This is a genomic window from Hymenobacter setariae (assembly GCF_007713685.1).
GTDB lineage: Bacteria > Bacteroidota > Bacteroidia > Cytophagales > Hymenobacteraceae > Hymenobacter > Hymenobacter setariae.
Map to the genome: position 1 here is coordinate 850,769 of NZ_VMRJ01000003.1, position 23,879 is coordinate 874,647.

Below are 23,879 nucleotides of genomic sequence, written 5' to 3' on the forward strand. Positions count from 1 at the left end.
ATGGCTACTAATCTTCCCGCATCTGCGAATGCTCAAGGAGGTATCGGTACTGCTCCAGTACCGCATACTGAGCATGATGAGCACCTGCATGAGCACGACGAGCACCACGACCAACATTGGATGTGGAAGTACGTGTTCAGCCAAGACCATAAAATGATAGCACGCCAATTCCTAATCACAGGAATGTTTTGGGCTATCGTAGGTGGAACACTTTCAAGCCTATTCCGATTGCAATTGGGATGGCCTGAAGCTACTTTGGATTGGCTACAACCACTCTTAGGTAAATGGATTGACGGAGGTAAACTCAGCAAAGAGTTTTACTTGGCTTTGGTTACAATGCACGGCACTATCATGGTGTTTTTCGTGCTGACCGCAGGTCTATCTGGCACATTCTCTAACTTCTTGATTCCATTGCAAGTTGGGGCACGTGACATGGCATCAGGGTTTATGAACATGCTTTCGTACTGGTTCTTCTTCCTGTCGAGCATTATCATGTTTGTATCGCTGTTCTTGGAAACTGGTCCAGCTGCTGCAGGGTGGACAATCTACCCGCCGCTAAGTGCACTGCCACAAGCCATTCCAGGCTCAGGTATGGGTATGACATTGTGGCTGGTATCGATGGTGTTTTTCATCGTATCTCAGCTCCTAGGTGGTGTTAACTACGTAACGACAGTTATTAACCTACGTACTCGTGGCTTAAGTATGAGCAAGCTGCCCCTCACTATTTGGGCCTTTTTTCTCACTGCTATCCTAGGTATTCTATCTTTCCCAGTACTGCTTTCTGCAGCTTTGCTGCTGGTGTTTGACCGCTCTTTTGGTACATCGTTTTTCTTGTCTGATATCTATATCGCCGGACAAGCATTGCATAACCAAGGTGGTTCGCCGGTACTGTTCCAGCACTTGTTCTGGTTTCTAGGTCACCCTGAAGTATACATCGTGATTATGCCCGCTATGGGCATGGTATCAGAAATCCTTGCTACCAATGCTCGTAAGCCGATTTTCGGTTACCGGGCAATGATTGGTTCGCTGATTGGTATTTCGCTACTCTCATTCGTTGTGTGGGCTCACCACATGTTCGTAACTGGTATGAATCCGTTCCTAGGTTCGGTATTCATGTTCCTAACACTGATTATCGCAGTGCCTTCTGGGGTGAAGGTATTCAACTGGCTGGCAACTCTATGGCGGGGTAACATCCGCTTCACTGCAGCAATGCTGTTTGCCATCGGCTTCGTGTCGCTGTTTATCTCGGGTGGTCTGACCGGTATCATCTTAGGTAACGCTACGCTTGATATCCAGATGCACAATACCTACTTTGTGGTAGCTCACTTCCACTTGGTAATGGGTTCGTCGGCCTTCTTTGGTCTGTTTGCTGGTGTGTATCACTGGTTCCCCAAGATGTTCGGCCGCATGATGGATGAGAAGCTAGGGTACATTCACTTCTGGCTGACCTTTATTGGGGTTTACTTGGTATTCATGCCAATGCACTATGTTGGCATCGCGGGTTTCCCACGCCGCTACTATAGCTGGACAGGTTTCGACGCATTCAGCCAATTTGCTGACCTCAACAAGTTTATTTCAGCAGCTGCGATTCTTGCTTTCTTCGCTCAGTTCATCTTTATCTTCAACTTCTTCTATAGCATTTTCCGTGGTCGCCGTGCCACGCAGAATCCTTGGAACTCTACGACTTTGGAATGGACTACGCCGATTGTACCTGGTCACGGCAACTGGCCTGGTGAGATTCCAGCAGTATACCGTTGGCCGTATGATTACAGCAAGCCAGGTTCTGAGACAGACTTTATCCCTCAGAACGTGCCGTATTCACAAACGGCTTCTTCAAACTTGCCTTATGAGCGAGAAATAGAAGACTAAAAAACTTAATGTTTTGCCTGAACGGGCCGCCGCGCAACGGCGGCCCGTTTTATTTTGTTCAGCTGTTATCTCACCTAGTATGTGGCTGAAATAAACTTGTTGTAGTTATAGTTGCTATGCAAATGGATAGTTCTGTGCGCCGCTTTCGATTCTGGAGCATTTTGACAGTTATAAGTATCTATCTGCTCATTTTAGTTGGAGGAGTGGTTAGAGCAACAGGCTCGGGAATGGGCTGCCCTGATTGGCCCCGTTGCTTTGGCCAGTGGGTGCCTCCTACTGACGTTAGTAAGTTGCCAGCTGATTATAAACAAGTATATACTGCGCAGCGTGTAGCCAAGAATCAGAAATTAGCTCGCACATTAGCTGGATTAGGGTTTAAGCAAGTTGCTGGTGAGATTTTCGCCCATCCTACGCAGTATATCGAAACCGATTTTAACGCAACAAAAACCTGGATTGAGTATATAAACCGCCTTCTAGGTGCGCTAATAGGCATTTTTGTTTTTGTAACTGCCGCAGTGGCACTGCCTTATTGGCGGCGCGACCGAGCCATTGTTTGGTTGGCGGTAGGGGGATGGCTACTAACTGGTATACAGGGCTGGCTAGGCTCTTTGGTGGTGTCAACCAACTTGCTGCCGATTATGGTCACAATTCACATGGGCTTAGCGCTGCTAATCGTAGCCATGCTGCTATATGCGGCTAACAGGGCTCAGCGTTGGGTGGAGCCTAGCTCAACACAAGATAGAATTAGTGATAGGTCTGCTCCTGTCACTTTAGTCGATTCAAGCGGTGTATCCACGCTTTTATGGTTAGCGCTAGTAGCCACATTCATTCAAATAGTGCTAGGCACACAAGTTCGAGAACAAGTTGACCAAGTTGCTTCGGCCGCAGACTATATGAATCGTAGCAATTGGGTAAGCCAGTTGGGTAGTGTATTCAAAGTTCATCGTTCCATGTCAGTGCTGGTTACTTTGCTGAATGGCTATGCTGTATACAGATTATGGCCTACAGCTGGAGCGGGGCTTCGTCGCTTGCTTTCTACTTCTTTAGGATTATTAGGGCTAGAAATAGTAGCTGGGATAGTGCTAGCTTACTTAGCGCTACCAGCGATAATGCAGCCTGTGCACCTCACATTGGCAACAATGTTATTCGGAGCTCAATTTTTAACCTTAGTAACGTGGCAACAAGAGAAGACTCGCACGCGGCAAGCCCAGCCACAGCCGGCGCATGCGTAACTTTGTAGTCCGGTTTCTAGCTGCGCCAAAGCGAGCACCGGCAATAGCTGAATGACAAAGGCCCGCGCCTATTTCCAACTTCTCAAGTTCCGGCTTTCGTTTACGGTGGCGTTTTCTAGCGCCATTGGCTATCTACTAGGAGCCAGAGAACTAAGCTGGAGCCGGGCGCTGCTAGTAATACTCGGTGGCCTATTAGTGACAGGGTCAGCTAATATTATCAACCAGGTTTTCGAAAAAGACCTTGATAAGCGTATGCGCCGCACTGAGGGGCGTCCGCTTCCTACTGGCCGTGTTTCGCCTAATGAAGCTTGGGTGCTCTGCGTAGTCTTAGGAGTCATAGGCTTAGCGCTGCTGGCCTATTTCTTCAATCCATTGACGGCTGCTCTGTCATTGTTGTCACTCATCTTATACGGCTTCATATATACCCCCCTAAAAACCATATCGCCTGTGTGTGTGGCCGTCGGAGCCATTCCAGGGGCACTTCCGCCGATGATAGGCTGGGTGGCTGCTACGGGCTTTGTAGGTATTCCAGCATGGGTACTATTTGGTATACAGTTCATGTGGCAGTTCCCGCACTTTTGGGCAATTGCCTGGGTGGCCGATGATGATTATAAGCGCGCTGGCTTTAAAATGCTGCCCTCGCCAGGCGAACGTGATTTGCGCACGGCTTTTCAGATAATGACCTATACTGTCTTATTGATTCCGGTGTCGCTCTTACCTCTTGTCTTAGGCATCTCAGGACGTGTATCAGCGGGGGTGGCTTTAGTATGCGGAGTTATTTTCTTGTTGATGACGGTGCAGCTTATGCGTACACAAGACCGCAAGGCGGCATTAAGCATCATGTTTGCCTCTTTTTTATACTTACCTATTGTACAAATTGCGCTGGTTCTGGATAAAGTTTGACTTTTAATCGCCTGCTTTTTGTTACCAAACCAGTAACAAGGTCACCTAGGTGGCGAAACTGACAACTAATTCTTACTAAGTTTATGAATACTTCAGAACTGCTGGTTGAGAAGGAAGAAGGACTAGGGCTGCATCCAAAGCGCCTTGTGCTTATCTTGCTCATTTTCAGTATTATCATGATGTTTGCTGCATTCACTAGCGGCTACATTGTGCGTCGTGATGAGGGTAACTGGCGCGAGTTTGACTTGCCTCTTAGCCTCTTATTCAATACCATCGCTATCGCGCTGAGCAGCGCGGCTATGCAATGGGCTTATTACTCAGCTAAGCACAATGAAGTAAAGCGCACCCAGCTTGGGTTGCTGCTGACTCTGGGCTTGGGAATCGTTTTCCTATTTGGGCAGGTGCACTCGTGGAGTGACCTAGTAGCTGGCCGCACCTTTTTTGGAGGCGCCGACGCCAATCCATCGGGTTCTTTCGTATACGTGCTCATGGGCGTGCACGCCTTCCACTTGATTACGGGGCTTATTTTCGTAGCGGTGGTGCTTAAGCGAAGCCTTAACTATCAGGTGCATTCGCGAGCTATGCTCTCGATTGGCAACGCCAGCATCTACTGGCACTTCCTGGGCGGCCTTTGGTTGTACCTGTATTTGTTCCTACTTTTGAACCACTAATCCGCGAGTTGTCGTAGGATAACTTCCCGTCTATTTTGCCGCCTGCTATGGCCCATTCGACCACCTTAGAGCCCACTGCTGCCACTACTACCTACTCCGATGCACCACGCACCGGCACATGGGATGGTGGCAATGAACCCTTTAAAGCGAGCTACGGCAAGCTAATGATGTGGTTCTTCCTGCTATCAGACGCCTTCACTTTTGGAGCGTTTTTGACAGCATACGGCATGATTCGCCACAAGCACGGCGTTTTTACCGGTACCGCTGATAAGTTCTTCTTTAGCACAGCCCACTGGCCTATCCCCGAAAAGGTATTTAACGGGTTCCCAGGCCTCCATGGCATGGACTTGCCATTGGCCTTCGTGGCGTTGATGACGATGATTCTCATCTTCAGCTCCGTAACGATGGTACTGGCCGTAGAAGCTGGCCACCGTATGGACAAGGCTGATGTGCAAAAGTGGTTGCTGTGGACTATCCTCTTTGGTGCAATGTTCCTCAGCTCGCAGGCTTGGGAGTGGACCCACTTTATTGGCGGCGATGAAAAAGGTACTTTAATGGCTGATGGCAGCCGCATGTTTGGCGCTAACCTAGCGGTCAATCAGTATGGCCCGCCGCTTTTTGCTGACCTGTTTTTCTTCATCACTGGTTTCCACGGTACGCACGTATTCTCTGGTGTGTGCTTGTTGGTATGGTGCTTCATTGCTACCACCAATGGTACGTTTGAGAAGCGTGGCCACTACGAAATGGTGGAAAAAATTGGTCTATACTGGCACTTTGTAGACTTGGTGTGGGTGTTCGTATTCACTTTCTTCTACTTGGTGTAACAAAAATTTTGGATGTTGTTTAGAATGCTGAATACCTAACTTATGGTGTTCAGCATTCAGCATTCAAGACCTAAAAATTTAAAAAATGTCTGCTCACGCTACTACCGAACACGCCTACATTCCGGGCGAAATCGCCAAACCCAACACTGGGTGGATTTGGAAAACCTTCTGGGTACTAGTAATCATCACGGCGGTGGAGTTTGCTATTGCTTTCGCCATGACGAGCCCCGGGCTGCGTACCTTCCGCAACAGCATCTTCATCGTACTCACGATTTTGAAAGCTTTCTTTATTGTGGGAGAGTTCATGCACTTGAAGCATGAGACTAAGAGTCTCATCTGGACTATCCTCATCCCCACTGCGCTGCTGGTGTGGCTGGTAGTTGCCCTAGTTACAGAAGGTTCGTCTATCGGCGAAACTCTCTCGCACATGTTCAGCTAATCAATGCGGCCCCGCCAAACCATTTTGTTGGGGCTGCTCTTGCTGTTGCCCGTATTAGCGTTTCTGTTCCTCTACGGCTTCGGCTCCAATCATTACGCGCTGCCAACCTACTTGCCTGAGCGGGCGGACTCTGTCCGTGTTGCGGGCGGAGGGTGGCAGCGCGATACTGTTTATCACCAGGTGCAGTCTTTTAAATTCCGTGCAGCTGGTGGGCGGTATGTAACAAGCCAAGAGCTTGGGCAAGGCCTGTATATACTACAGATTCTGACACCAGGGGATGCTAGTGTACAGGCTACGCGTGAAATGGCGCGTTTACAAGAGAAGTTTCGCCGAGAGCCTCAGGTGCGATTGGCCACGATAATTTCGAAATCAACCGCACCTCAGGCTTCTGATGTGAATACGCAGCTCGAAAAATTGAGCGAGCAGTATGGTACCATTAGTGGCAAATGGTTTATCCTAGGGGCAGCTCCCGACTCGGTGCAGCGCCTAGCCCAATATGAACTAGGATTGACCGCTCTGCGCCCAGAGCATTTGCCTTTTAGGCCTGCTACTGAGCCGGCAACTTTGCCCGCGGGCCGGTTGTTGCTCATTGACCACGACCAGCATGTGCGTGGCATCTACGATGGTGCCGATATCCATGAGATAGAGCGGCTCATTACGGAAGTTAACGTTTTGCTTTATATCTATGACCACCGCCACTGAGCAGTTGCAGCCGCCCGTATTAGAGCCGGGTGATTACACAAAGTATAAGATTATCCTGGGCGTACTAGGGGCGGTGGTGCCCTTGCTGGTAGCAGTGCTATACTTCTTTCCTCAGACTTTCCGTATTCCGGGGGCCCAGGTACGAATGCTGCCTGCTATCAATGCAGGGCTGAACTCGCTGACGGCTATTTGCCTGCTGGCAGGTTACTATTTTATTCGGCAAAAAGATGTAGTGCGGCACCGGGCCATGATGGGCATTGCGTTTGGCTTAGGTAGCTTGTTTTTGCTCTCGTACGTAGCTTATCACTCGCAAGCGGATAGCACGCATTTTGGTGGGGTAGGGGCTATCCGTTTAATTTATTTTATTCTGCTCTTAACTCACATCAGCTTGGCTGTAGTGACCGTGGCGCTGGTATTATTTACACTTTACTTTGCGCTAACGGGGCAGTATACCAAGCACAAAGCCATTGCACGGTGGACGTTCCCGGTGTGGCTTTATGTCTCCGTGACGGGCGTCATCGTATACTTCATGATTGCTCCGTACTACCCCGCTGCCTAGGTAGGTAGCAAACTTTCCTTGAATATTAGTGTTCTGAATTTATGAAAAAGCTATTTTTTGCCTTGACACTTAGCTATTTACTTCTAGGTCAACTTGGGTTGAGCCAGCAGGCGCGTGCCCAGTGCGTGATGTGTAAGTCGCAGGTAGAAGCGGCTCGGGCTGAGCGCGACGACTACGATGTAGCTGGCCTCAACAAAGGCATCGTGTACATGATGACCATACCCTATATCTTAATGGGGACTATTGGGTACTTCTGGTATCGGCGCACGCACCCCAAGCGTACGCCTGTAGCATGAAGCCTATCCGAGCGTGGTGGCTAGCCCTGCTAGCGCTACGCTGCCCGCATTGCCATACAGGGCCATTGTTCAACTATGGCATGTACAACCTAGGCCACTTCACGGACATGCCTGAGAGCTGCCCAGTGTGTGGACAGCACTACGAGCCTGAGCCAGGATTTTATTGGGGAGCTATGTACATCAGCTTCACCTTTGCAGTGCCGATAGTGCTTGTGAGCGGAGCAGTGCTGTACTGGTTTTTTGGCGACCCGCCGACTTGGGTGTATGTAACGACAGTGGCTGTCGTGATGCTATTGCTCACGCCGCCATCTTTTCGCTATGCGCGCGCTGTGATGCTGTATGCATTTGGCGGTGTGCGTTTTAACAAACGCTACCTTGAAAAAGGTAGCGCTACCTAGTATTTAGGTTTATCCTCGCCCGATTTTTGTAAGGATAGCGGCGGTGTTATCTCTTAAGAAAGCCCTGGTTGGCTGCGCAGCACTAAGGTGCTGGCAGTTGGCCAGGGTATTTAGTTAAGCTACCTATGGAGCTTTCTGACTCGTTGGTTCGTCGCGGCTGGGGTATTGCTTGGGCTTGGCTGCTAGTAATCAGTGGATTATTGGCATTTAGCGCTAGCTATTTAACTAGCCAGTATGGGCCTGGTGCCGGCGATGAGTCGCAGCCTGGTACAAGTCAGGTGCAGCACCTAGTGCAGCAGGCCACGGCCACGGCTAGCCAAGAAGCAGAACGTATTCTGCAAGCCAGTCGATACCAAAAAAACCTCCGATTTAGCCAGCTGCTGAGTCAAAGCACTTATCCAGCTTTTGTCGTAGAAAATGGGCAGCTGCGCGAATGGTCGGCAGCGGGCCCCTCGCCTAAAGCCGAGGACATAGCCGATGAACGGTCAGAGTGGCTTTCGCAAACTTCCCTAGGTGATTTTGTAGTGGTGCGGCGCGCCTACGGGACTATAGTAGTGTTGGTATATATCCCATTGCTGCAGCGCTACGGCATCAGTAACCGCTACTTGCGTGAAGGTTACGGCCGTGCGCTACTACAGGGATTGGATGTGCAGGTGCAATCAGCCATTGGGGCTAAGCCGAGCACGCTGGTGCGAGAGGCCACTGGCCAGCCGTTGTTTGCGGTGCAATGGCTGCAAAATAGCTCGCTGGCAGGGCGTTATTTGCCGCTGGCCTTATTGGCGCTCGGCGTGCTGCTGTACGTAGGAGGCTGGCTAGCGCTGGCGTGGCGCTGGTGGCTAGTCCGGCGAGGAGGGGCAGCCGTAGCCGCTTTGGTGCTGCCTCTACTGGCGCTACGAATAGTACTGTTGCAATTGGGGCTACCCTATGCAATGCTAGAGCTGCCGCTATTCGACCCTCGGGTGTACGCCGTGTCAAGCTGGGCACCATCGCTGGGCGACTTGCTGCTGAATGCTGCATTAGCGCTGGTTATTGCTGCTGCAGTGTGGCTACTTAGTATTCACTATCGCTGGCAAACTCGCGCGCAAGTCGGCAACCGCATGGGTTGGCGTATCGGGCTGACCGTGGTATTTAGCTCGCTGCTGCTTTTGCTGCATAGCTACTACCGCATGGCATTTAGCAGTGGTCAGCTCAATCTTGATATTACCCAGAGTATTCAAGTTACGGGCTTTCGCCTAGTGTTAGCGCTGGCCGTCGTGCTGCACACAGCTGCCATTTTGCTGCTGCTACTGCTACTGACAAGGCTGCTAGGCCCCGGCCGGCGGCTGACGCACGGCGGCCTGCTACTCGGCCTCACGGGAGGGGGCGCGTTGGCCCTACTGGGGCTGAGCGCGTTACTTGGTTGGACCTGGCTTTGCCTGGCGGCTTTAGCTGTTAGCTATTTTGTGCTGGTGCGCATGGCGGGGCCGGGGCCTAGGGGCTTAGCCTACTTAGCACTACTACTGCTAGGGCTAGGGGCTGCCACCGGAGCCCTGGCGCAATACGAGCAGTTTGGGCATCAATTACTGCTGGATAAGCAGCGTTTAGCTAACAATCTTCTAGTTGATAATGACTTGCAGGGGGAGTTTCTATTAGGAGAGCGCATTCGCCTGCTCGCCGCCGACCCGGTTATTGCTCAAATGCTGGCTACCCAGCCTGTGCGGGCTGATGCGGTGCGCCGCCGCGTGAGTCGGCAGTACCTGCGCGACTATTTTGATAAGTACGAAGCCGGCATCAGCTTATTCGATGCCGCGGGCAAGCCCGTAGACACGGAAGGAAGCGATACGCTCACCTTTGGCCAAACCCGCGAACTGCTGTCGCGCACGGCCACGGCCACCGACCAGGCGGGCGTATTTCTGTTAAAATCAGAAAATTCGTTTAGCTCGCGGCGCTACGCGGCCGTGGTGCCGCTGGTGGCGCCGCCGATAGTGGGCATTGGGCCCCCGGCGCCGGCCGGCACCATTGTGCTCACGCTTAGCCTACGCAAGCTATCGAGCTATAGTGTGCTGCCCGAATTGCTCGTAGACCAAAAGTTTTTTCAGCCGGGCCTTGCTACTGACCTCAACTACGCTGGCTTTGCGGCGGGACGCCTAGTGTATAGTGAGGGCGATTTTGACTACGCCAACTTACTGCCCGCTAGTCGCCTGCGCGACCCGCGCCTCTACCAAGAGGGCATAGTGCTCAGTGGGTTTCACCACTTAGCTGTGCATGGGGCAGAAGGCCGCACGGTGGTGGTGACGACCTCGACCTACTCGCTAGCCGACTGGCTGTCCAACTTCTCATTTCAACTCTTGCTCAATAGCGTGCTGTGGGTGCTGGCGGCCAGCCTATACCTGCTGCTGCGCCGCGAGCGCAGCGCCTGGCAGCTCAATTTCAGCACCCGTATTCAGGTGCTGCTCAACGTGGGTATTTTGCTGTCGTTGGTAGTAGTGAGCGTGGCCACAGCTAGCCAAGTTATTTCGAGCTACCGCCGCGATTTGCTTCGTACCTACGAGCGCCGCGGCCACATTGCCCTCGAAAGTCTACTGCGCCGCCGCGACCTGCTGGCAGATAGTACTAATCGCCCTACTGGGTATGACCCGGCGCTTACCGGGCTAGTGCATAATGTAGCTGCCCTTACCGAAACCGACCTCAACTTGTATGATGCCCAAGGCAAGCTGCTGGTGAGCTCCCAGCCGCTCATTTTTGAAGCGGGCCTCCTAGGGTCGTTGCTCAATCCGCAGGCTATCGTAGCCTTTCGGGAGGGGGCCATGAGCCGCATTTTGCTCACTGAGCGGGCTGGGTCGTTGTCATTCAGTGCCTTGTACTTGCCTGTGCGAATGCCTAGTAGCGGCGGCACCGTGGCCGGGCCTGTGCTAGGCTATGTGGGTATTCCCTTCTTCGACTCACAGAAGGAACTGGATAGCAAGCTGACCGAGCTCTTCACCACTATCCTCAACATATTTACACTTATGGGCTTGCTGTTCTTGGTGCTAGCGTTCGTAGCTACGCGCCAGCTCACGGCTCCGCTCAAGCTGCTGACCGAGCGCCTGAAACGCACCACGCTCACAGGCCAGAACGAAGTACTCGACTACCGCAGCAGCGACGACGAAATCGGGCTGCTGGTGCGCGAGTACAACACCATGCTTGGCAAGCTCGAAGCCAGCAAGCGTGAGTTGGCTACGCAAGAAAAAGAAGCAGCCTGGCGCGAGATGGCCCGCCAAGTAGCCCACGAAATCAAGAATCCGCTCACGCCTATGAAGCTGAGCCTGCAATACTTGCAAAAGGCCATTGATGAGGGAAGGCCCAACACCGAAGCTTTGATAGCCCGCATTTCGCAGACGCTCATCACCCAAATTGATGTGCTTTCCGACATTGCTACCTCGTTCAGCACTTTTACCAACCTGCCCACCATGCGCCCCGAGCGCCTCGATGTGGCGGCCGTGCTGCGACACTGCGCCGACCTCTTTCGGGAGCAGGATGGGGACGACGGCGAGCTACACCTAGCCCTACCCGACAATGAGTCGTGCACCGTATTTGCCGATGAAAGCCTGTTGGTGCGCACCTTCAACAACTTGTTGCTCAATGCCAAGCAGGCCGTGCCGCCCGGCCGTCAGCCTCGCCAGGAGGTAGCCCTTAAGTGTAGTCCTAGCAAGGTTCTCATCACCATTGCCGACAATGGTAGCGGCATCGCCGAAGAGGTGCGCGACAAAGTCTTTCGGCCCAATTTTACCACGAAGGCCACCGGCTCGGGCATTGGGCTAGCGGTAGCTAAGCGCGGCATTGAGAGCGCGGGCGGCAGCATCTGGTTTGAAACGGTGGAAGACGAGGGCACTACCTTCTTTATCGAACTGCCGCTGGCAGGATAAATTGGTAAGAATTAGCTATGTACATAATGGCGTAAGTTGGCATCAATCAGCTGACTACTTACCCTGTGCACTATGGCAAACGCGCTTCTTACCACTTGGTTTTCGTTGCTACTGCTGCTGGTTATACCAGTAGGTGCAGCCCCACCTAGAGCCGTGCTGCGGGCGCAAGCCGGTAGCGACCCGATTATATTCAGCTACTACAACCTATATGGAACGGCGAACGATAGGGGCCTGATTACTAGCAGCCGCGTTGGCTGGGTAGAATTTGGGAACGGTTCTTATACACCAACGCTAATTCGTTTCACAAATCGTATTGTGCAGAACCCGCCCGCGCGCACCCGCCTGCTAGAACCGCCGGTGCTAGTACTAATGCCTGGCGACACCGTGACGATACTGCATAATACCGCCCGCAATAGCTTTCAATTCAAGGGTCGCCACCAAGCCGAACTAGATTTTTGTGTGCGCTTGTGGCGCGGCGCGCTCAGCCTAGATGGGGTGCCAGGCGAATTGAGCGAGCCAGTAGAGGGGGACTCGACCATTACTTACCAGGATGCGAACATTCGAAACTTGGCTAATCGCAAGCGCCTTACGCAATATTTGCCGTTGTGGCAGCGGCTGCGGCTAGAAGGCGACGCCCGCCTGGCCCAGTTGCGCCGCACGCCTGGCATCCGGCCTGAGGTGGCAGCTTGCCTAGGCCGGCAGATACGCTTACGGCTATTTTCGATGCTGCTCAACCCTCTGCAGCCCAACAGCCGCCGCGATACCCTACGCACTCCACCGGACGCTTACCGCGACACGGTAGCCGCGCAGCTGCGTGGTGTGCTAGCTATGCAGGCGCTACCTGCTGCGGCAAGCCAGGGGCTAGGCGGGGCGCTTAGCCAGTATGCCGAATACCAGTGCGTACTGGCGCGGCAATACCCCACCGCCGGGGCAAGCTATAAGATGGCCAAACAGCTATTTAGTGGCTTTCACCAGGCCTGGGCATGCTATTTAATTTTAGAGGATGGGCAGCAGCGCCAGAACCTTAGCTACTATATACAGGATTACGCCCGTTGGGTGAAGCCGCACGATGAGTTTCTGAAGATGCTGCGCGGCGGACCGCCCGTGCCATTACGCTCCTATCCGCATGCCGCCTTTTCCGATTCACTGGCTGGTCCAGCCGGTCCACCGCGGCACCTCACCGACCTGCTGGCCGCTTACCGCGGCAAAGTGGTACTGCTCGACCTCTGGGCCAGTTGGTGCGTGCCCTGCCGCGAAGAAATACCGCTATCAATAGCCGCTGCCAAGCGTTATGGCAAGCGGGGGCTGGTAGTGCTTTATCTATCCATCGACGAAGACCCCACGGCCTGGCGCGGGGCGCTTAAGCAGTTGCCGGCGGGCGCGGGGCTCCAGTATCGTTTCATACGCCCAGGGGCCTCCGCCTTCCGCCAGGAATTTGATGTGCGGTCGGTGCCGCACTACATGCTTCTTGACCGTAGCGGCACTGTGCGCAACCCCGATGCCCTACGGCCTGGCGACGTACGCTTCGGGGCCTTGGTAGAACAGTTGCTGTGAGCTTGTAAGAATAGTTTAGATAGAGCACTGCCAATTGCTATAGATACACGTGGAGCAATTGGCACCGCTGCAAGGCACTAGTAGGGGGCCATCTAGCGTTGTGGGCCCGCTAGTGCCGAACTTTACTCTATGACCCAACGCTACCGTCTGTGCTTTCCCCTCGTGGGCCTGCTCTTGGCGGTGCTGTGGTTGAGTATACCCCGCGCTTGGGCGCAGCAAGCGGCGCCAGTTCCAGCGACTACTGCGCCGACTAGCCCACCGGTGGCACCTAGGGCGCCCACCTCGGCGGCGCCGCCGCCTACTACGCAGCGCTGTCGCTACTTGCGCTTGGCCCTGGGGCGCGATACCACGACGTTTGCCCTTACCGACTCCCTGACCATTGTGCCGGCTACCGTCACGGCCAACGGGCGGCCGGTAGCCTACGATGTGGCTACCAACCAATACCGTATTGTGCGGCCGGCGCCGGCCGCCGATAGTACCGGTAGTATTCTGCCCGACTCAGTGTACTTATGCTACCGGGTGCTGCCAGTGCAGCTGCTGGCTCAGCGCTACCGCCGCCCGCCCCGGCTCATGGACAGCATCGACTTTCGAGAGCGCAAGATGCTGCGGCTCGAAGACTTCTCGCAGAAGGAGCAAATCTTGAGCACGCCAGGCATTAGCAAGACGGGTAATTTGGCCCGGGGCATCTCGTTCGGCAATACGCAGAACGTGTTCGTGAACTCGGCGCTGAACCTGCAACTCGAAGGCAAGCTCACGGAGAACATTCGCCTGACGGCCGCGATATCAGACCAAAACGTGCCGTTTCAGCCCGAAGGCAATACGCAGACGCTGCAGCAATTCGATAAAATCTACATCACGCTCACCGGCCCGCAGTGGAACCTAACGGCCGGCGATGTGGTGCTGCGCAACAAGCCCGACTACTTCTTGCGCTACTACAAGAACATCCAAGGCGCGGCCATCGAAGCCAACCTAGGGGCACCTGGGCCACAGCCCTTGCAGGCCGGCGCCAGCAACAACAGCGTGAGCAACGCGCCGCCTTCGTCGTTCACGACCTACACCAACGGCGTGACGACCAATAGCGCGGCGCCTACCGGCAACAGCTCGCAAACCCTAACGCCGCCTGGCACCGTGGTGCCGCCCAACCAAACGTTGCAAACGCCCACTGGTACGGCAGGCTCCTTGGCTACTGGTGGCATTGGTACCGGAGCAGCTGGCCCAACCGGTAGCGGCGAAGTAACCGTGCGCGACCAAAAAGGCCAAATTCGCTCTTCAACCCTGATAGCTGGCGGCGTGGCCAAGGGCAAGTTTGCCTCGCTCGACATTGCGCCCATCGAGAACGTGCAAGGGCCATACCGCCTTACTGGCCCCAATGGTGAGCAATACATCATTGTGCTGGCGGGCTCCGAGCGGGTGTACCTCGACGGGCGGCTCCAGACCAGGGGCTTTGACTACGATTACACCATCGACTACAACCTAGCCGAGCTTACATTTTCGCCGCGCCACCTTATTACTAAGAATTCGCGCCTTAAGGTTGATTTTGAGTATTCGGACCTCAACTACTCGCGCTCGCTCTACACCCTGAGCCATTATCAGCAGGTGGGCAAGCTACAAGTGCGTGGTAATTTTTATCAGGAGGCCGACGACCCCAATAGCACTGCCAATCTCTCGCTCTCGGCCACCGACCAGCAGGCGCTGCGCCGCGCTGGCAATGTGGCCGCTGTGCAAACCCGGGGCGACACGCTGGCGGCTTACAACCGCAGTTTGGTGCAGTACAATCGTACTATCATTACCAACCCCACTACGGGCCAACAGGTGGCAACCTACACCTTCCCGCCCGACTCGACCAAGCCAGTCTACAATGTGAGTTTTACTAACGTAGGGGCAGGTCGCGGTGATTATAGCCTCAACACCACCTCGGGCACCAACGGCCGGGTGTACGTGTACCGCGGGCCCGGCCAGGGGAGCTATGCGCCGGTGCGAGTGCTGCCCACGCCCTTGCTCAAGCAGATGCTCACGGCGGGCGCCACTTTTCAACTCGACCCCACGGCAGCGGTGTTTGTGGACTTGGCCAGCTCACAATTGCAGCGCAACCGCTTCGCCCTAGGTACCGAGGATAAGGGCGGCGCTATGCGCCTGGGCTATAGCGTGCAAAACCGCGCCCTGCCCAACTGGGCGCCTGCTGCACTGCGCAATTACCGCCTCAGCTCGGCGCTCGACTACGAGTATACGGCGCCCAAGTTCGCGCCCATCGACCGCTACCGCGATATCGAGTTTGACCGCAACTGGAGCACCGTCAGCACCGCTAACGCCACCACTACGGTACCTAGGGAAGACAATATTCTCAACTTCGCGGTGGGCTTGACGCGCGATGCCACACACAGCGTCAACTACCGGCTCAGCCGCCGCTATCGGCCGGGCGAGGTCAACGGCTTGCAGCACTGGCTCGATGTGGCCCAGCAAGTAGGGCGCGTAGAGCTGCGCGGGGCGCTGTTTTTGCTCAACTCGCAGGCCGGGCGCTACCAGTCTACCTGGGCCCGCGGCGAGGCCAGCGTGCGCTACGGCGGCGGGCGCCTCATTCCGGGCTACAGCTACAAGTTCGATAAAAACCGGGTGGTGTCGCCGGGGCGCGACTCGGTGCGCTCGGCCAACTATTTCGACGAGCACACCTTCTTCCTGCAAAGCCCCGATACCGGGCGCACCCGCTACCGCTTCGACTACAGCTACCGCCGCGACCAGACGCCCACCGCCGAGCAGACGACCCTGCGCGTGCGCACCATTTCGCAGACCTGGCAGGGCAATGTCACCACTCGCCTAGGGCGCACTCAGGACCTGCGCGTGCTGGCCACCTACCGCGACCTCAACCCCGTGGCCTACGCCGACAGTACCCGCCAGCGCAATGTGCTCGGCAAAATTGACTACAACGCCACGCTGCTCCAGAACCAGATACGCTCGGAGCTGAGCTATAGCGTGCAAACTGGCCGCGAGCTGCGCCGCGACTACTCCTTTCTGGCCGTGCCGGCCGGCCAGGGCACCCACTACTACGCCGGCGACCTCAACCGCAACGGCGTGGAGGACCGCGATGAGTTTTTAGAAGCTCAAACCCCCGATGCCCAGTACCGCACCTACATCAAGGTGTACCTACCCACCGCCGACTACCTCACCGCCTATCAAAACCGCCTCAGCTACCGCCTCACCGTGAACGCGCCCCGCGGCTGGCGTGAGGCCGGCGGCTGGCAGGCATTGGTGGCGCGGTTCAGCAGCATCACGAGCGTTACCGTCGATAGGCGCACCGGCAGTAAGGCCCTAGGGGCACGCTTGAGCCCATTCAGCTTCGAGAAGGAAGACGCCAGCTTGCTGGCATTCACGCAACTCGTGCGCAACACGCTGTACCTCAACCGGGCCAACCCTACCTTCGGCGCCGAGCTTACCTCGCAGCAAACCCAGCAGAAAACGCTGCTCGCCCAGGGTTTTGACCTGCGCAACCTCACCACCCAGAGCCTGCTGCTGCGCCGCACGCTGGCGCAGTCATTTACGGGCCGCCTCACTGTGGCCCGCGATGTGCGCGAGGCCCAAAGCAGCTACAGCACAAACAGCGCTTTCCTCAGCGCCCGCAACTTCCGGCTGCGCATCTACACTATCCAGCCCGAAATCAGCTACCAGCCCAACACGGCATTGCGCTTCACGGGCACCTTGCAGCACGTGGCCAAGCGCGACCTGCTCGACCGCACGGGCCAGCCCGACGTGGCTAACGACACCCGCGGCACTTTCGATGACCTAGGGCTCGAAACGCGCGTCAGCCAGGTAGGCAAGCGCACGCTCACGGCCGCTACGCACGTCACGCGCGTCACGTTCGAGGGCAACGTAGCCTCAGTAGTGGGCCTCGAAGTGTTGCAAGCCCTGCGCCCCGGCTCCAACTTTACCTGGAATCTTAATATGGAGCAGCGCCTCGCCAATGGCCTCAACATCACGGTGGCCTACGACGGGCGCAAGTCGAGCGGCCTGGGTGTGGTGCACACCGGCCGCATGCAGGTGGCGGTACTGTTTTAGGATGATTTTTTGGTCTTTGCCTAAACGTTGTTCGGTTTTAACTGTACTACTATCCTTGCCCAATGCACCGCAGGCCAGCCAAAAATTAAAAACGAATAACTAAAGACAAAGAAAATGACTGCTCCTAATCCCGACTTCATGCGCGAAGCCATTCGCCTGTCTATCGAAAAAATGCAGGCCGGTTTTGGCGGTCCCTTCGGCGCGGTAGTAGTGAAAGATGGGCAGATTATCGCCCGCGGCTTCAACCAAGTCACTACCACCCACGACCCCACCTGCCACGCCGAGGTCGATGCCATCCGCAAGGCCTGCCAGGCCCTAGGTACCTTTCAACTCGAGGGCTGCGACCTTTATACCAGCTGCGAGCCCTGCCCCATGTGCCTAGGTGCCATCTATTGGGCGCGGCCGGCTCGCGTGTTCTACGGCAACACCAAGCAGGACGCCGCCGCCGTGGGCTTCGACGACCACTTTATCTACGACGAAATCGACAAGCCCCTGAGCGAGCGCAGCATCCCGATGCAGCAACTGCTGCCCGAAGAGGCCATTGCTGGCTTCCAAGCCTGGGAGGACCACGAAAGCAAAACGGTATATTAGAGCTGCTTGGTGCGGATTAGCTGGTAGCGTAGGCGGCCCCGTATGAAGTATTCCGTGGTATCGGTGCCACCGGGCGGAATACCAATTAGGCTGCGCATAGTGTAGAGCTTCAGGGTGTCACGTCCAAATGAAGCGGCAAATGATTGTTGTTGCTTGGTGTATCCATCAAACACTAACTCATCACCAGGAGTAGGCCCTGTAAAATCGGTTTGAATCACGTACTTCTTAAAGGGCAAGCCTAACACGGTGCCATCGGTGAAGAAGCGAACGGCTACTGCCCGCCTAGTAGAATCGGTACCCGTATAGCTCCCAGCAAGCAGCAGTTTGTTGATGCCTAACTCAACCCCTGCTTCGAGGTCAGAGGTCTTGCCGGGCATACCGGTTCGGCGATAGGCTAGTTGGCTGATTATTTTGTTCGTGCTGCTCTTCCGGGTGATGTACAGTAGCGTAGTATCGGTTGAGGTTATCCGATAAGCCAGTTCATTACGCGTGCCTGCTTCACCACCGTAAGGCTCCCTTACTCTGAGGGAGCCCGGTTGGGTACCGGCTTGCAACAACAGCGTCAGGCTACCCCCTTCGTGCAGGCCGTAAGAAGCTCCAATCTCTACGCTGTCTTTCTGGCCGGCAAAGTCCTCAATCACTAAGGAGGTCGGCGATAACGCACCGTCGAAGGCGGCTTGCGGCGAGCGCGTGCGGGCTACCTCCCGCAAGTAGTCAGCGCTTACCCAGTAGTCATTCAGCACGGGGCTCAGGCGTTGGGCTAGGGTAGGTGCCGCAACCGGGACCTCCGCTGTATTGGATTCCCTGCTAGGCGCTTGGCTAGCGGCTTTTTCGGCTGACTGCTGCTGGCAAGCTTGTGACACACAAGTGAGTGACAGCACGGCAATAAAAAGGGCCTTCATGGGTTAGGTAATTAGCAAGAAGCCAGTAAGATTTATGCCTATTGGCTCAGACTTATAGCTTCATTTCGGCGCTAACTTACCTATTCTTCTAGCAACTAAAAGCCCGCCCCAGCTTCGCTTATGCGAGCCAGGGCGGGCTTTTAGTTATTCACGCTACCTAGGGGCTAGCGCGGCGTAGTGAGCAGCTCTTCAATCTTTTGGTTGAAGGCCTTGAGGTCGTCGGGCTTGCGGCTGGTAATGAAGTTGCCATCTACTACCACTTCCGAGTCTTGCCACTCGGCCCCGGCGTTGCGCAGGTCGGTTTTGAGGCTAGGCCAGCTGGTCATGTGCTTGCCGCGCACCACGTCGGCCTCGATGAGCGTCCAGGGGCCGTGGCAGATGGCAGCCAGCGGCTTGCCGGTGTGGGCAAACTCGCGCACAAAATCAACCACGCTAGGCTCTAGGCGCAGCTTGTCGGGGTTAATCTGGCCGCCGGGCAGCACTAGAGCATCGTAGTCTTCCACCTTCACTTCATCGATGGTCTTGTCTACGTCTACCTTGTCGCCCCAGTCCGTCATGTCCCAGCCCTTGATGCTGCCGCTTTTCAGCGACACCACATCGACCTCGGCGCCTTCGTTTTTCAAATATTTCTGCGGTTCGGTCAGCTCTACTTGCTCAAAGCCATCGGTGGCAATAATAGCCACGCGCTTCCCTTTCAATTTATCGGTTCCAAAAAGTGACATTGCGAATAAAAACTAAGCGGCGAATAGTCTCGCCTGCTGTTTAAGGTTTACGCTGGGACTGCGGGGGTGGTTGCTGAAATAAGCCCAGCAATAGGAGCCTTCGTTGGCGCGCTAGGCGCAAGTGGGGCACGGCGCCAGCGGGCGGCATCGAGGCCCAGCGTCACGAGCAGCGCGTGCGGCAGCGTCACGACCGAGGCCGCCAGCAGCGCTAGGCTGATGAATGTAGCGCCACTCGCCGCCCGGGTCCAGGCCAGGCCATAGACCACGGCCAGCGCCCCTAGGCTAATAGCCAAGAGCGGCGCCGAGCGACGCAAAAAGAAACCTAGCTGCACCCCTAGGGTGGGCCGGCTGCCTATTGGCGACAAGCCCATCAGCGCATTCATGCGCAGCACGTGCTGCAAGCTGTGCCAAAAGACAAAGTACATCCCAGCCGATAGCAACGGAGGCAGCGCCAAGAGCAAGGTGCCGAGTACCACTACTTCCCGCATATCGGTAGTGGCTAGGGTGGCCTGGCCGCGTGCCCAGTAGCCAAGCCACAGCAGCAGGTGCCCCCCCAGCACGAGTGGCCCCAGCCACTGCGCCGCCCGCAGCACCGAGGCAAGGGGTAGTGGGGTCGCCCCCGCCAGGGTGAGTAAGTTGTTGGTAAGCGCTAGGGTTTCGGTGGGCCAGTGCAGCAGGGGCACCGCAAACAGCAGCGCGCCGCGTAGTACGCTATGCGCTACCCATAGCCCGCGGGGCACCGCCCTAGGGGCATCGCCCGAGCCCCAGTGCCAGGCCGATAGCCCAAAGAAAAAGGCTACCGCCAGCCCCGGCTGCCACCACCACAGCAGCCCTACGGCCGCCGCCAGCCCTAGGTACCCACCTAGGAACACGGCCCAGTAGCGTCCCCTGTGTTGGGCTAGCTCTGGGCGGGTGGCGGGTACCACAAACTGGTCGCAGGCGCCGTGGGCCACACCCAGCAGCGCTAGACCCAGCAATAGCACCGGTCCTAGCACCCAGCTCGCCCGGCCCGGCGCCAGCACGCCCACGGCAGCGGCCAGCAGCAGCGCCACATAGGAATAGCGCTGCGGCCCGCGGCATCTAAACCACCGAATAGCCATCGATGATTTTCTTCTCGTCTAGCCGCTCATCGAGCAGACGCTTCGACACTAGGTAGGCCACAATGGCTACACCAGTTTTGTTGAAAATATCGGCTAAGCTGAATGCTAGATGAATATAGTTCAGGTTTACACTGGTCAGCGTCAGAAGATATCCCAGTGGGTACACGCCCCAGCTCGTAACCGTGGTGTAGGCCATAAACCGGAAGCCCCAGCGCTCTTGCTCGTGGCTGCGCGCCCCAAAGCGCTTGTAGAGGCCATACAGCACAAACGGTACGACGAGGTACCCTAGGGTCGAAATGGCGCCCCACAGCAGCTTGCCGCTCGCAATGATTTCGCCCGAAGCCGTGAGCTGCTGCTCGCCGATATAGCCTGTCAGGACCATAAAGAAGTCGGCCACCAGCAGTACGATAATGGCCTTAGTAGCTTCGCGGAAAGAGATGCGCAGCATCGAAACGGTTTTGAGCAGCAGCAAAGGAGTAGTTACGGCCCAGTCGATGTAGCGAAGCTGCCCAATGGCCTGGTAGCTCTGTCGCGTTAGTATCTCGCCCGCCGCCGTATCTGCCCCATGGCGGCTTAGTTCATGCAAAAACTCGTGGTAGAAATGCGTGATGAGCAAATACGAAACGCCCGCTACCGCCGCAATAATGGCCCCGTACACCCGCGAAATACGGTGCTCGGGTACTACGCTACTTTGCGTGGCCAAGCTAAAAATTAGGTTGCCCAAAAAGCTATAAGCCGCCACGGCCATAAAGAAATAAGTGAGCATTGAGAGGATGCCCACTTCGCCCGCCGTGGGCACAAAGGAGTCGCCGAATGTCATGATAAGGTGAAGCTAGAGTGTAGGAAGCTCAACTAGCGGAATGCTAGCGAGTAATTGAGATGGGGTACGGAGCCTATCTACTCATAGGTTGTCAATAAAGAATATTTAATTAAACTTCATTTTGTATTCATTTTCAAGTAGTTAGCTTATTGTTTTGATAATAAGCTGTCTGGGCTTGATAACGTCTTTAGAAAGACACAAAAAGCCCCGGCCGCTCCTGCACTACGAGTAGTGCAGGAGCGGCCGGGGCCACTAGTTGAAAGCCGAAATGTTGTACGCCGCTATATCGGGCGGTCTACGTCGCGCTAACAGTGCCTCCAGCGGCTTTTGAGAGACAGACAGGTACCTAGGGCAGCTACAAGCCTGCTAATTTTTTGGCAGCCTTGGTGATGGCGAGCTCGGCTTGCCCCACTGGTTTTTGGGCGGCCTCTAGTTGAGCCTTGGCTTCGGTTTGCCAGGCCGGTAGCACCGGCTGGCCACTTTCGAGCTGACCTAGGCGCTGCTGCAGCACCGCAGCCACCGCACCTAGCTGCACCGCTAGCGGAGCGTACTCGGCCATGGCCGGCGACGTTGCAAAAAGCGGTGTCAGGGCCTGAGTGGCTTGCTGCCACTGCTGCACCTGCTTTTGCAAGCGGGCCAACTGGCCGCGAGCGGCGGGCGTCAGGGGCATGGGCGCCACGGTGGGCACGAGGCTGGTAAGCACCGGCTGGCCTGCCATCAGGCTATCGACCGTAGCCCCGAAGCGCCGCGCCACTTCCGATTCGGCCGGTGCAGCATCTACCAAGCGGTTATACAGCGTTTCGGTGGTGTAGCTAAAGCCTTGAAAGTGCCGCTTGTATTCCTTTACGGGTTCCGACACGGCGGCTAGCGTCTGCAGCGCTGGTAGGGCGGCCGGGTAGGGCTGGGCCATTTGGCGCAGCAGGGCGGCCGGGGCGCGGCGGTGGCGCAGGCCTAGGGCGTCGAGTTCCTCGTTCACGTAGGCCATGCGGCGGTACATATCGGGCACGTCTTGTGTGAGGGCGGCGGGACTCCACAAGCGCTCGGCCACGGCGGCAGCGCGGGGCCACACGCGGCTGTCATACACCACGCTGTCGGCAAATTCGCCCCACATGGCCGCTTCACCACCCAGTACGCGGGCGCGCAGCGAGTCGGGCACGCCCGTGTGCGGGTCGGAGGCGTAAGAGCTAGCGGCAGTCAGGTTTAGGTCAAGATAGTAGCCGGCCGAGAGCAGCGCGGGGTTGCCTTTTTGCACGGTTTGTGTCACGGCCTTGGCGCCGCGCCAGCTTTGCACTACCACATCGCGGGGCAGGCCGGGGCCCAGTATCTCGTCCCAGCCCACCATTATTTTGCCGTGGCGGCGCACCAGCGAGTCTACCTTCTGGCTGAAATAGAGCTGCAGCAGGTGCTTGTCGGGCGTTACACCGTCGGCCTTCACCTGCTTGTGCGCCCGCATAAAGGCCACAATGCGCGGCGTGCGGCGCCACTGCCGGCCGTCATTCTCATCGCCACCCGTGTGGAAGTACGGGTCGGGGAAAAGCGCCGTCATCTCAGTCAGCAGCGAGTCGATGAAGGTAAACGTGCTGCGTCGGGTGGGGTCGATGGCCACATTAGTAGTGCGCCAGAGACGGTAGGGCGCGTAGGCCGAGTCTACCGAGGCTAGCCGTGGGTAGGCCACAATCCAGCTCGTGGTGTGGCTGGGCATGTCGAACTCGGGTACCACCCGGATGCCCCGAGCCGTCGCATAGGCCAGCACCTCCCGCACCTGGGCGCGGGTATAAAACAGCCCGTCGGTGCTAGCTTTAGTGAGGCGCGGAAAAAACCGGCTCTCGACCCGAAAGCCTTGGTCGTCGCTCAGGTGCCAGTGCAACACGTTCAGCTTCACGGCCGCCATGCCGTCGATATTGCGCTTGATAACGGCCACCGGCAGAAAGTGCCGGCTCGCATCAATGAGCAGCCCCCGCCACTTGAAGCGCGGCCAGTCGCGAATGTCGCAGTACTGCGCCCGCCACCCACGCGGTGTGCGCTCTAGCACCTGCCGAAACGTAGCTAGGCCCCGCTGAATACCTAGGGGGCTCACCGCCACGAGGCTGGCCCCGCCAGCCGTCACGCGCAGGTGGTAGCTCTCGTCGGTCGAGCCGGCTGGGCCGGTCACCTGCCGGCGCAGGGCACCTAGGGGCGCCGTAGCAAAGCGGTAGTAGCCTGGCTGCCAGGCAGCCTGCACGGGCAGCGGCATGAGGGGCCGTTGGGCCTGGGCCGTGAGCGCAACGAGCAGCAAGAGCGCTACTATCCCGCAAAGTCTCACAGAGTTAAAACGCAGGCTAGTACTGGGCTTGGAGAAAAAAACGTTGCGAAACCCTATTCTTACT

The 23,879-nt window shown here is 56.3% G+C and carries 19 protein-coding genes; 14 read left to right on the forward strand and 5 right to left on the reverse strand.

All coding sequences use genetic code 11. The features are described 5' to 3' along the window. From FNT36_RS14670 to FNT36_RS14735, 14 genes are all read left to right on the forward strand, one after another. Nucleotides 1–1,869 carry a cytochrome c oxidase subunit I gene (locus FNT36_RS14670; protein WP_144849065.1) on the forward strand — a complete coding sequence of 623 codons (1,869 nt, stop codon included), beginning with the start codon at nucleotides 1–3 and terminating at the stop codon, nucleotides 1,867–1,869. 122 nt (nucleotides 1,870–1,991) lie between these two features. Next, nucleotides 1,992–3,101, forward strand: coding sequence for a COX15/CtaA family protein (locus FNT36_RS14675; RefSeq protein ID WP_233635931.1), 1,110 nt, complete (start codon nucleotides 1,992–1,994; stop codon nucleotides 3,099–3,101). Nucleotides 3,102–3,152: 51 nt separating this feature from the next. After that, the gene (cyoE, locus tag FNT36_RS14680; protein WP_144849073.1) at nucleotides 3,153–4,004 is read left to right on the forward strand and encodes a heme o synthase; all 852 of its coding nucleotides are present in this window, start codon (nucleotides 3,153–3,155) and stop codon (nucleotides 4,002–4,004) included. An 83-nt stretch (nucleotides 4,005–4,087) separates the two neighbouring features. Then, the gene (locus FNT36_RS14685) at nucleotides 4,088–4,675 is read left to right on the forward strand and encodes a cytochrome c oxidase subunit 3 (RefSeq protein ID WP_144849076.1); all 588 of its coding nucleotides are present in this window, start codon (nucleotides 4,088–4,090) and stop codon (nucleotides 4,673–4,675) included. Between the two features lie 47 nt (nucleotides 4,676–4,722). After that, on the forward strand, nucleotides 4,723–5,499 hold the full coding sequence (locus FNT36_RS14690) for a cytochrome c oxidase subunit 3 (RefSeq protein ID WP_144849079.1): 777 nt from the start codon (nucleotides 4,723–4,725) through the stop codon (nucleotides 5,497–5,499). Between the two features lie 85 nt (nucleotides 5,500–5,584). Then, the gene (locus FNT36_RS14695) at nucleotides 5,585–5,938 is read left to right on the forward strand and encodes a cytochrome C oxidase subunit IV family protein (protein ID WP_144849082.1); all 354 of its coding nucleotides are present in this window, start codon (nucleotides 5,585–5,587) and stop codon (nucleotides 5,936–5,938) included. A 393-nt stretch (nucleotides 5,939–6,331) separates the two neighbouring features. Further along, nucleotides 6,332–6,640, forward strand: a complete 309-nt coding sequence (locus FNT36_RS14700; RefSeq protein WP_144849085.1) for a hypothetical protein — start codon at nucleotides 6,332–6,334, stop codon at nucleotides 6,638–6,640. Beyond that, entirely contained in the window at nucleotides 6,624–7,199 is a 576-nt protein-coding gene (locus FNT36_RS14705) for a DUF420 domain-containing protein (RefSeq protein WP_144849088.1), read from the forward strand. Before FNT36_RS14700 ends, FNT36_RS14705 begins: the two co-directional genes overlap by 17 nt. 41 nt (nucleotides 7,200–7,240) lie before the next feature. Beyond that, entirely contained in the window at nucleotides 7,241–7,495 is a 255-nt protein-coding gene (locus tag FNT36_RS14710) for a hypothetical protein (RefSeq protein ID WP_144849091.1), read from the forward strand. Beyond that, on the forward strand, nucleotides 7,492–7,893 hold the full coding sequence (locus FNT36_RS14715; protein WP_233635932.1) for a DUF983 domain-containing protein: 402 nt from the start codon (nucleotides 7,492–7,494) through the stop codon (nucleotides 7,891–7,893). The genes FNT36_RS14710 and FNT36_RS14715 overlap by 4 nt, the downstream gene beginning before the upstream one ends. 125 nt (nucleotides 7,894–8,018) lie before the next feature. Beyond that, entirely contained in the window at nucleotides 8,019–11,777 is a 3,759-nt protein-coding gene (locus tag FNT36_RS14720; protein WP_144849095.1) for a sensor histidine kinase, read from the forward strand. 72 nt (nucleotides 11,778–11,849) lie between these two features. Continuing rightward, nucleotides 11,850–13,331, forward strand: a complete 1,482-nt coding sequence (locus FNT36_RS14725; RefSeq protein ID WP_144849098.1) for a TlpA family protein disulfide reductase — start codon at nucleotides 11,850–11,852, stop codon at nucleotides 13,329–13,331. Nucleotides 13,332–13,460: 129 nt separating this feature from the next. Then, nucleotides 13,461–17,378: a hypothetical protein gene (locus tag FNT36_RS14730; protein ID WP_144849101.1), complete on the forward strand. Its 3,918-nt coding sequence runs from the start codon at nucleotides 13,461–13,463 to the stop codon at nucleotides 17,376–17,378. 114 nt (nucleotides 17,379–17,492) lie between these two features. Next, entirely contained in the window at nucleotides 17,493–17,969 is a 477-nt protein-coding gene (locus FNT36_RS14735) for a nucleoside deaminase (protein ID WP_144849104.1), read from the forward strand. On the opposite strand, the gene FNT36_RS14740 is transcribed toward FNT36_RS14735, so the two are convergent. From FNT36_RS14740 to FNT36_RS14760, 5 genes are all read right to left on the reverse strand, one after another. After that, nucleotides 17,966–18,871, reverse strand: a complete 906-nt coding sequence (locus tag FNT36_RS14740) for a hypothetical protein (RefSeq protein ID WP_144849107.1) — start codon at nucleotides 18,869–18,871, stop codon at nucleotides 17,966–17,968. The two genes, FNT36_RS14735 and FNT36_RS14740, sit on opposite strands and share 4 nt — an antisense overlap. A gap of 164 nt (nucleotides 18,872–19,035) precedes the next feature. Next, a complete protein-coding gene (locus FNT36_RS14745) occupies nucleotides 19,036–19,593 on the reverse strand; it encodes a type 1 glutamine amidotransferase domain-containing protein (RefSeq protein ID WP_144849110.1) in 558 nt (185 codons plus the stop codon). A 47-nt stretch (nucleotides 19,594–19,640) separates the two neighbouring features. After that, nucleotides 19,641–20,693 (reverse strand): Brp/Blh family beta-carotene 15,15'-dioxygenase, encoded by a 1,053-nt coding sequence (locus FNT36_RS14750; protein WP_144849113.1) that lies wholly within the window; start codon nucleotides 20,691–20,693, stop codon nucleotides 19,641–19,643. Continuing rightward, nucleotides 20,674–21,513 carry a bacteriorhodopsin gene (locus FNT36_RS14755; RefSeq protein ID WP_144849116.1) on the reverse strand — a complete coding sequence of 280 codons (840 nt, stop codon included), beginning with the start codon at nucleotides 21,511–21,513 and terminating at the stop codon, nucleotides 20,674–20,676. Before FNT36_RS14755 ends, FNT36_RS14750 begins: the two co-directional genes overlap by 20 nt. A 355-nt stretch (nucleotides 21,514–21,868) precedes the next feature. Continuing rightward, complete coding sequence (locus tag FNT36_RS14760) at nucleotides 21,869–23,788, reverse strand: family 20 glycosylhydrolase (protein ID WP_233635933.1); 1,920 nt, start codon at nucleotides 23,786–23,788, stop codon at nucleotides 21,869–21,871. Between the last annotated feature and the right edge of the window lie 91 nt (nucleotides 23,789–23,879).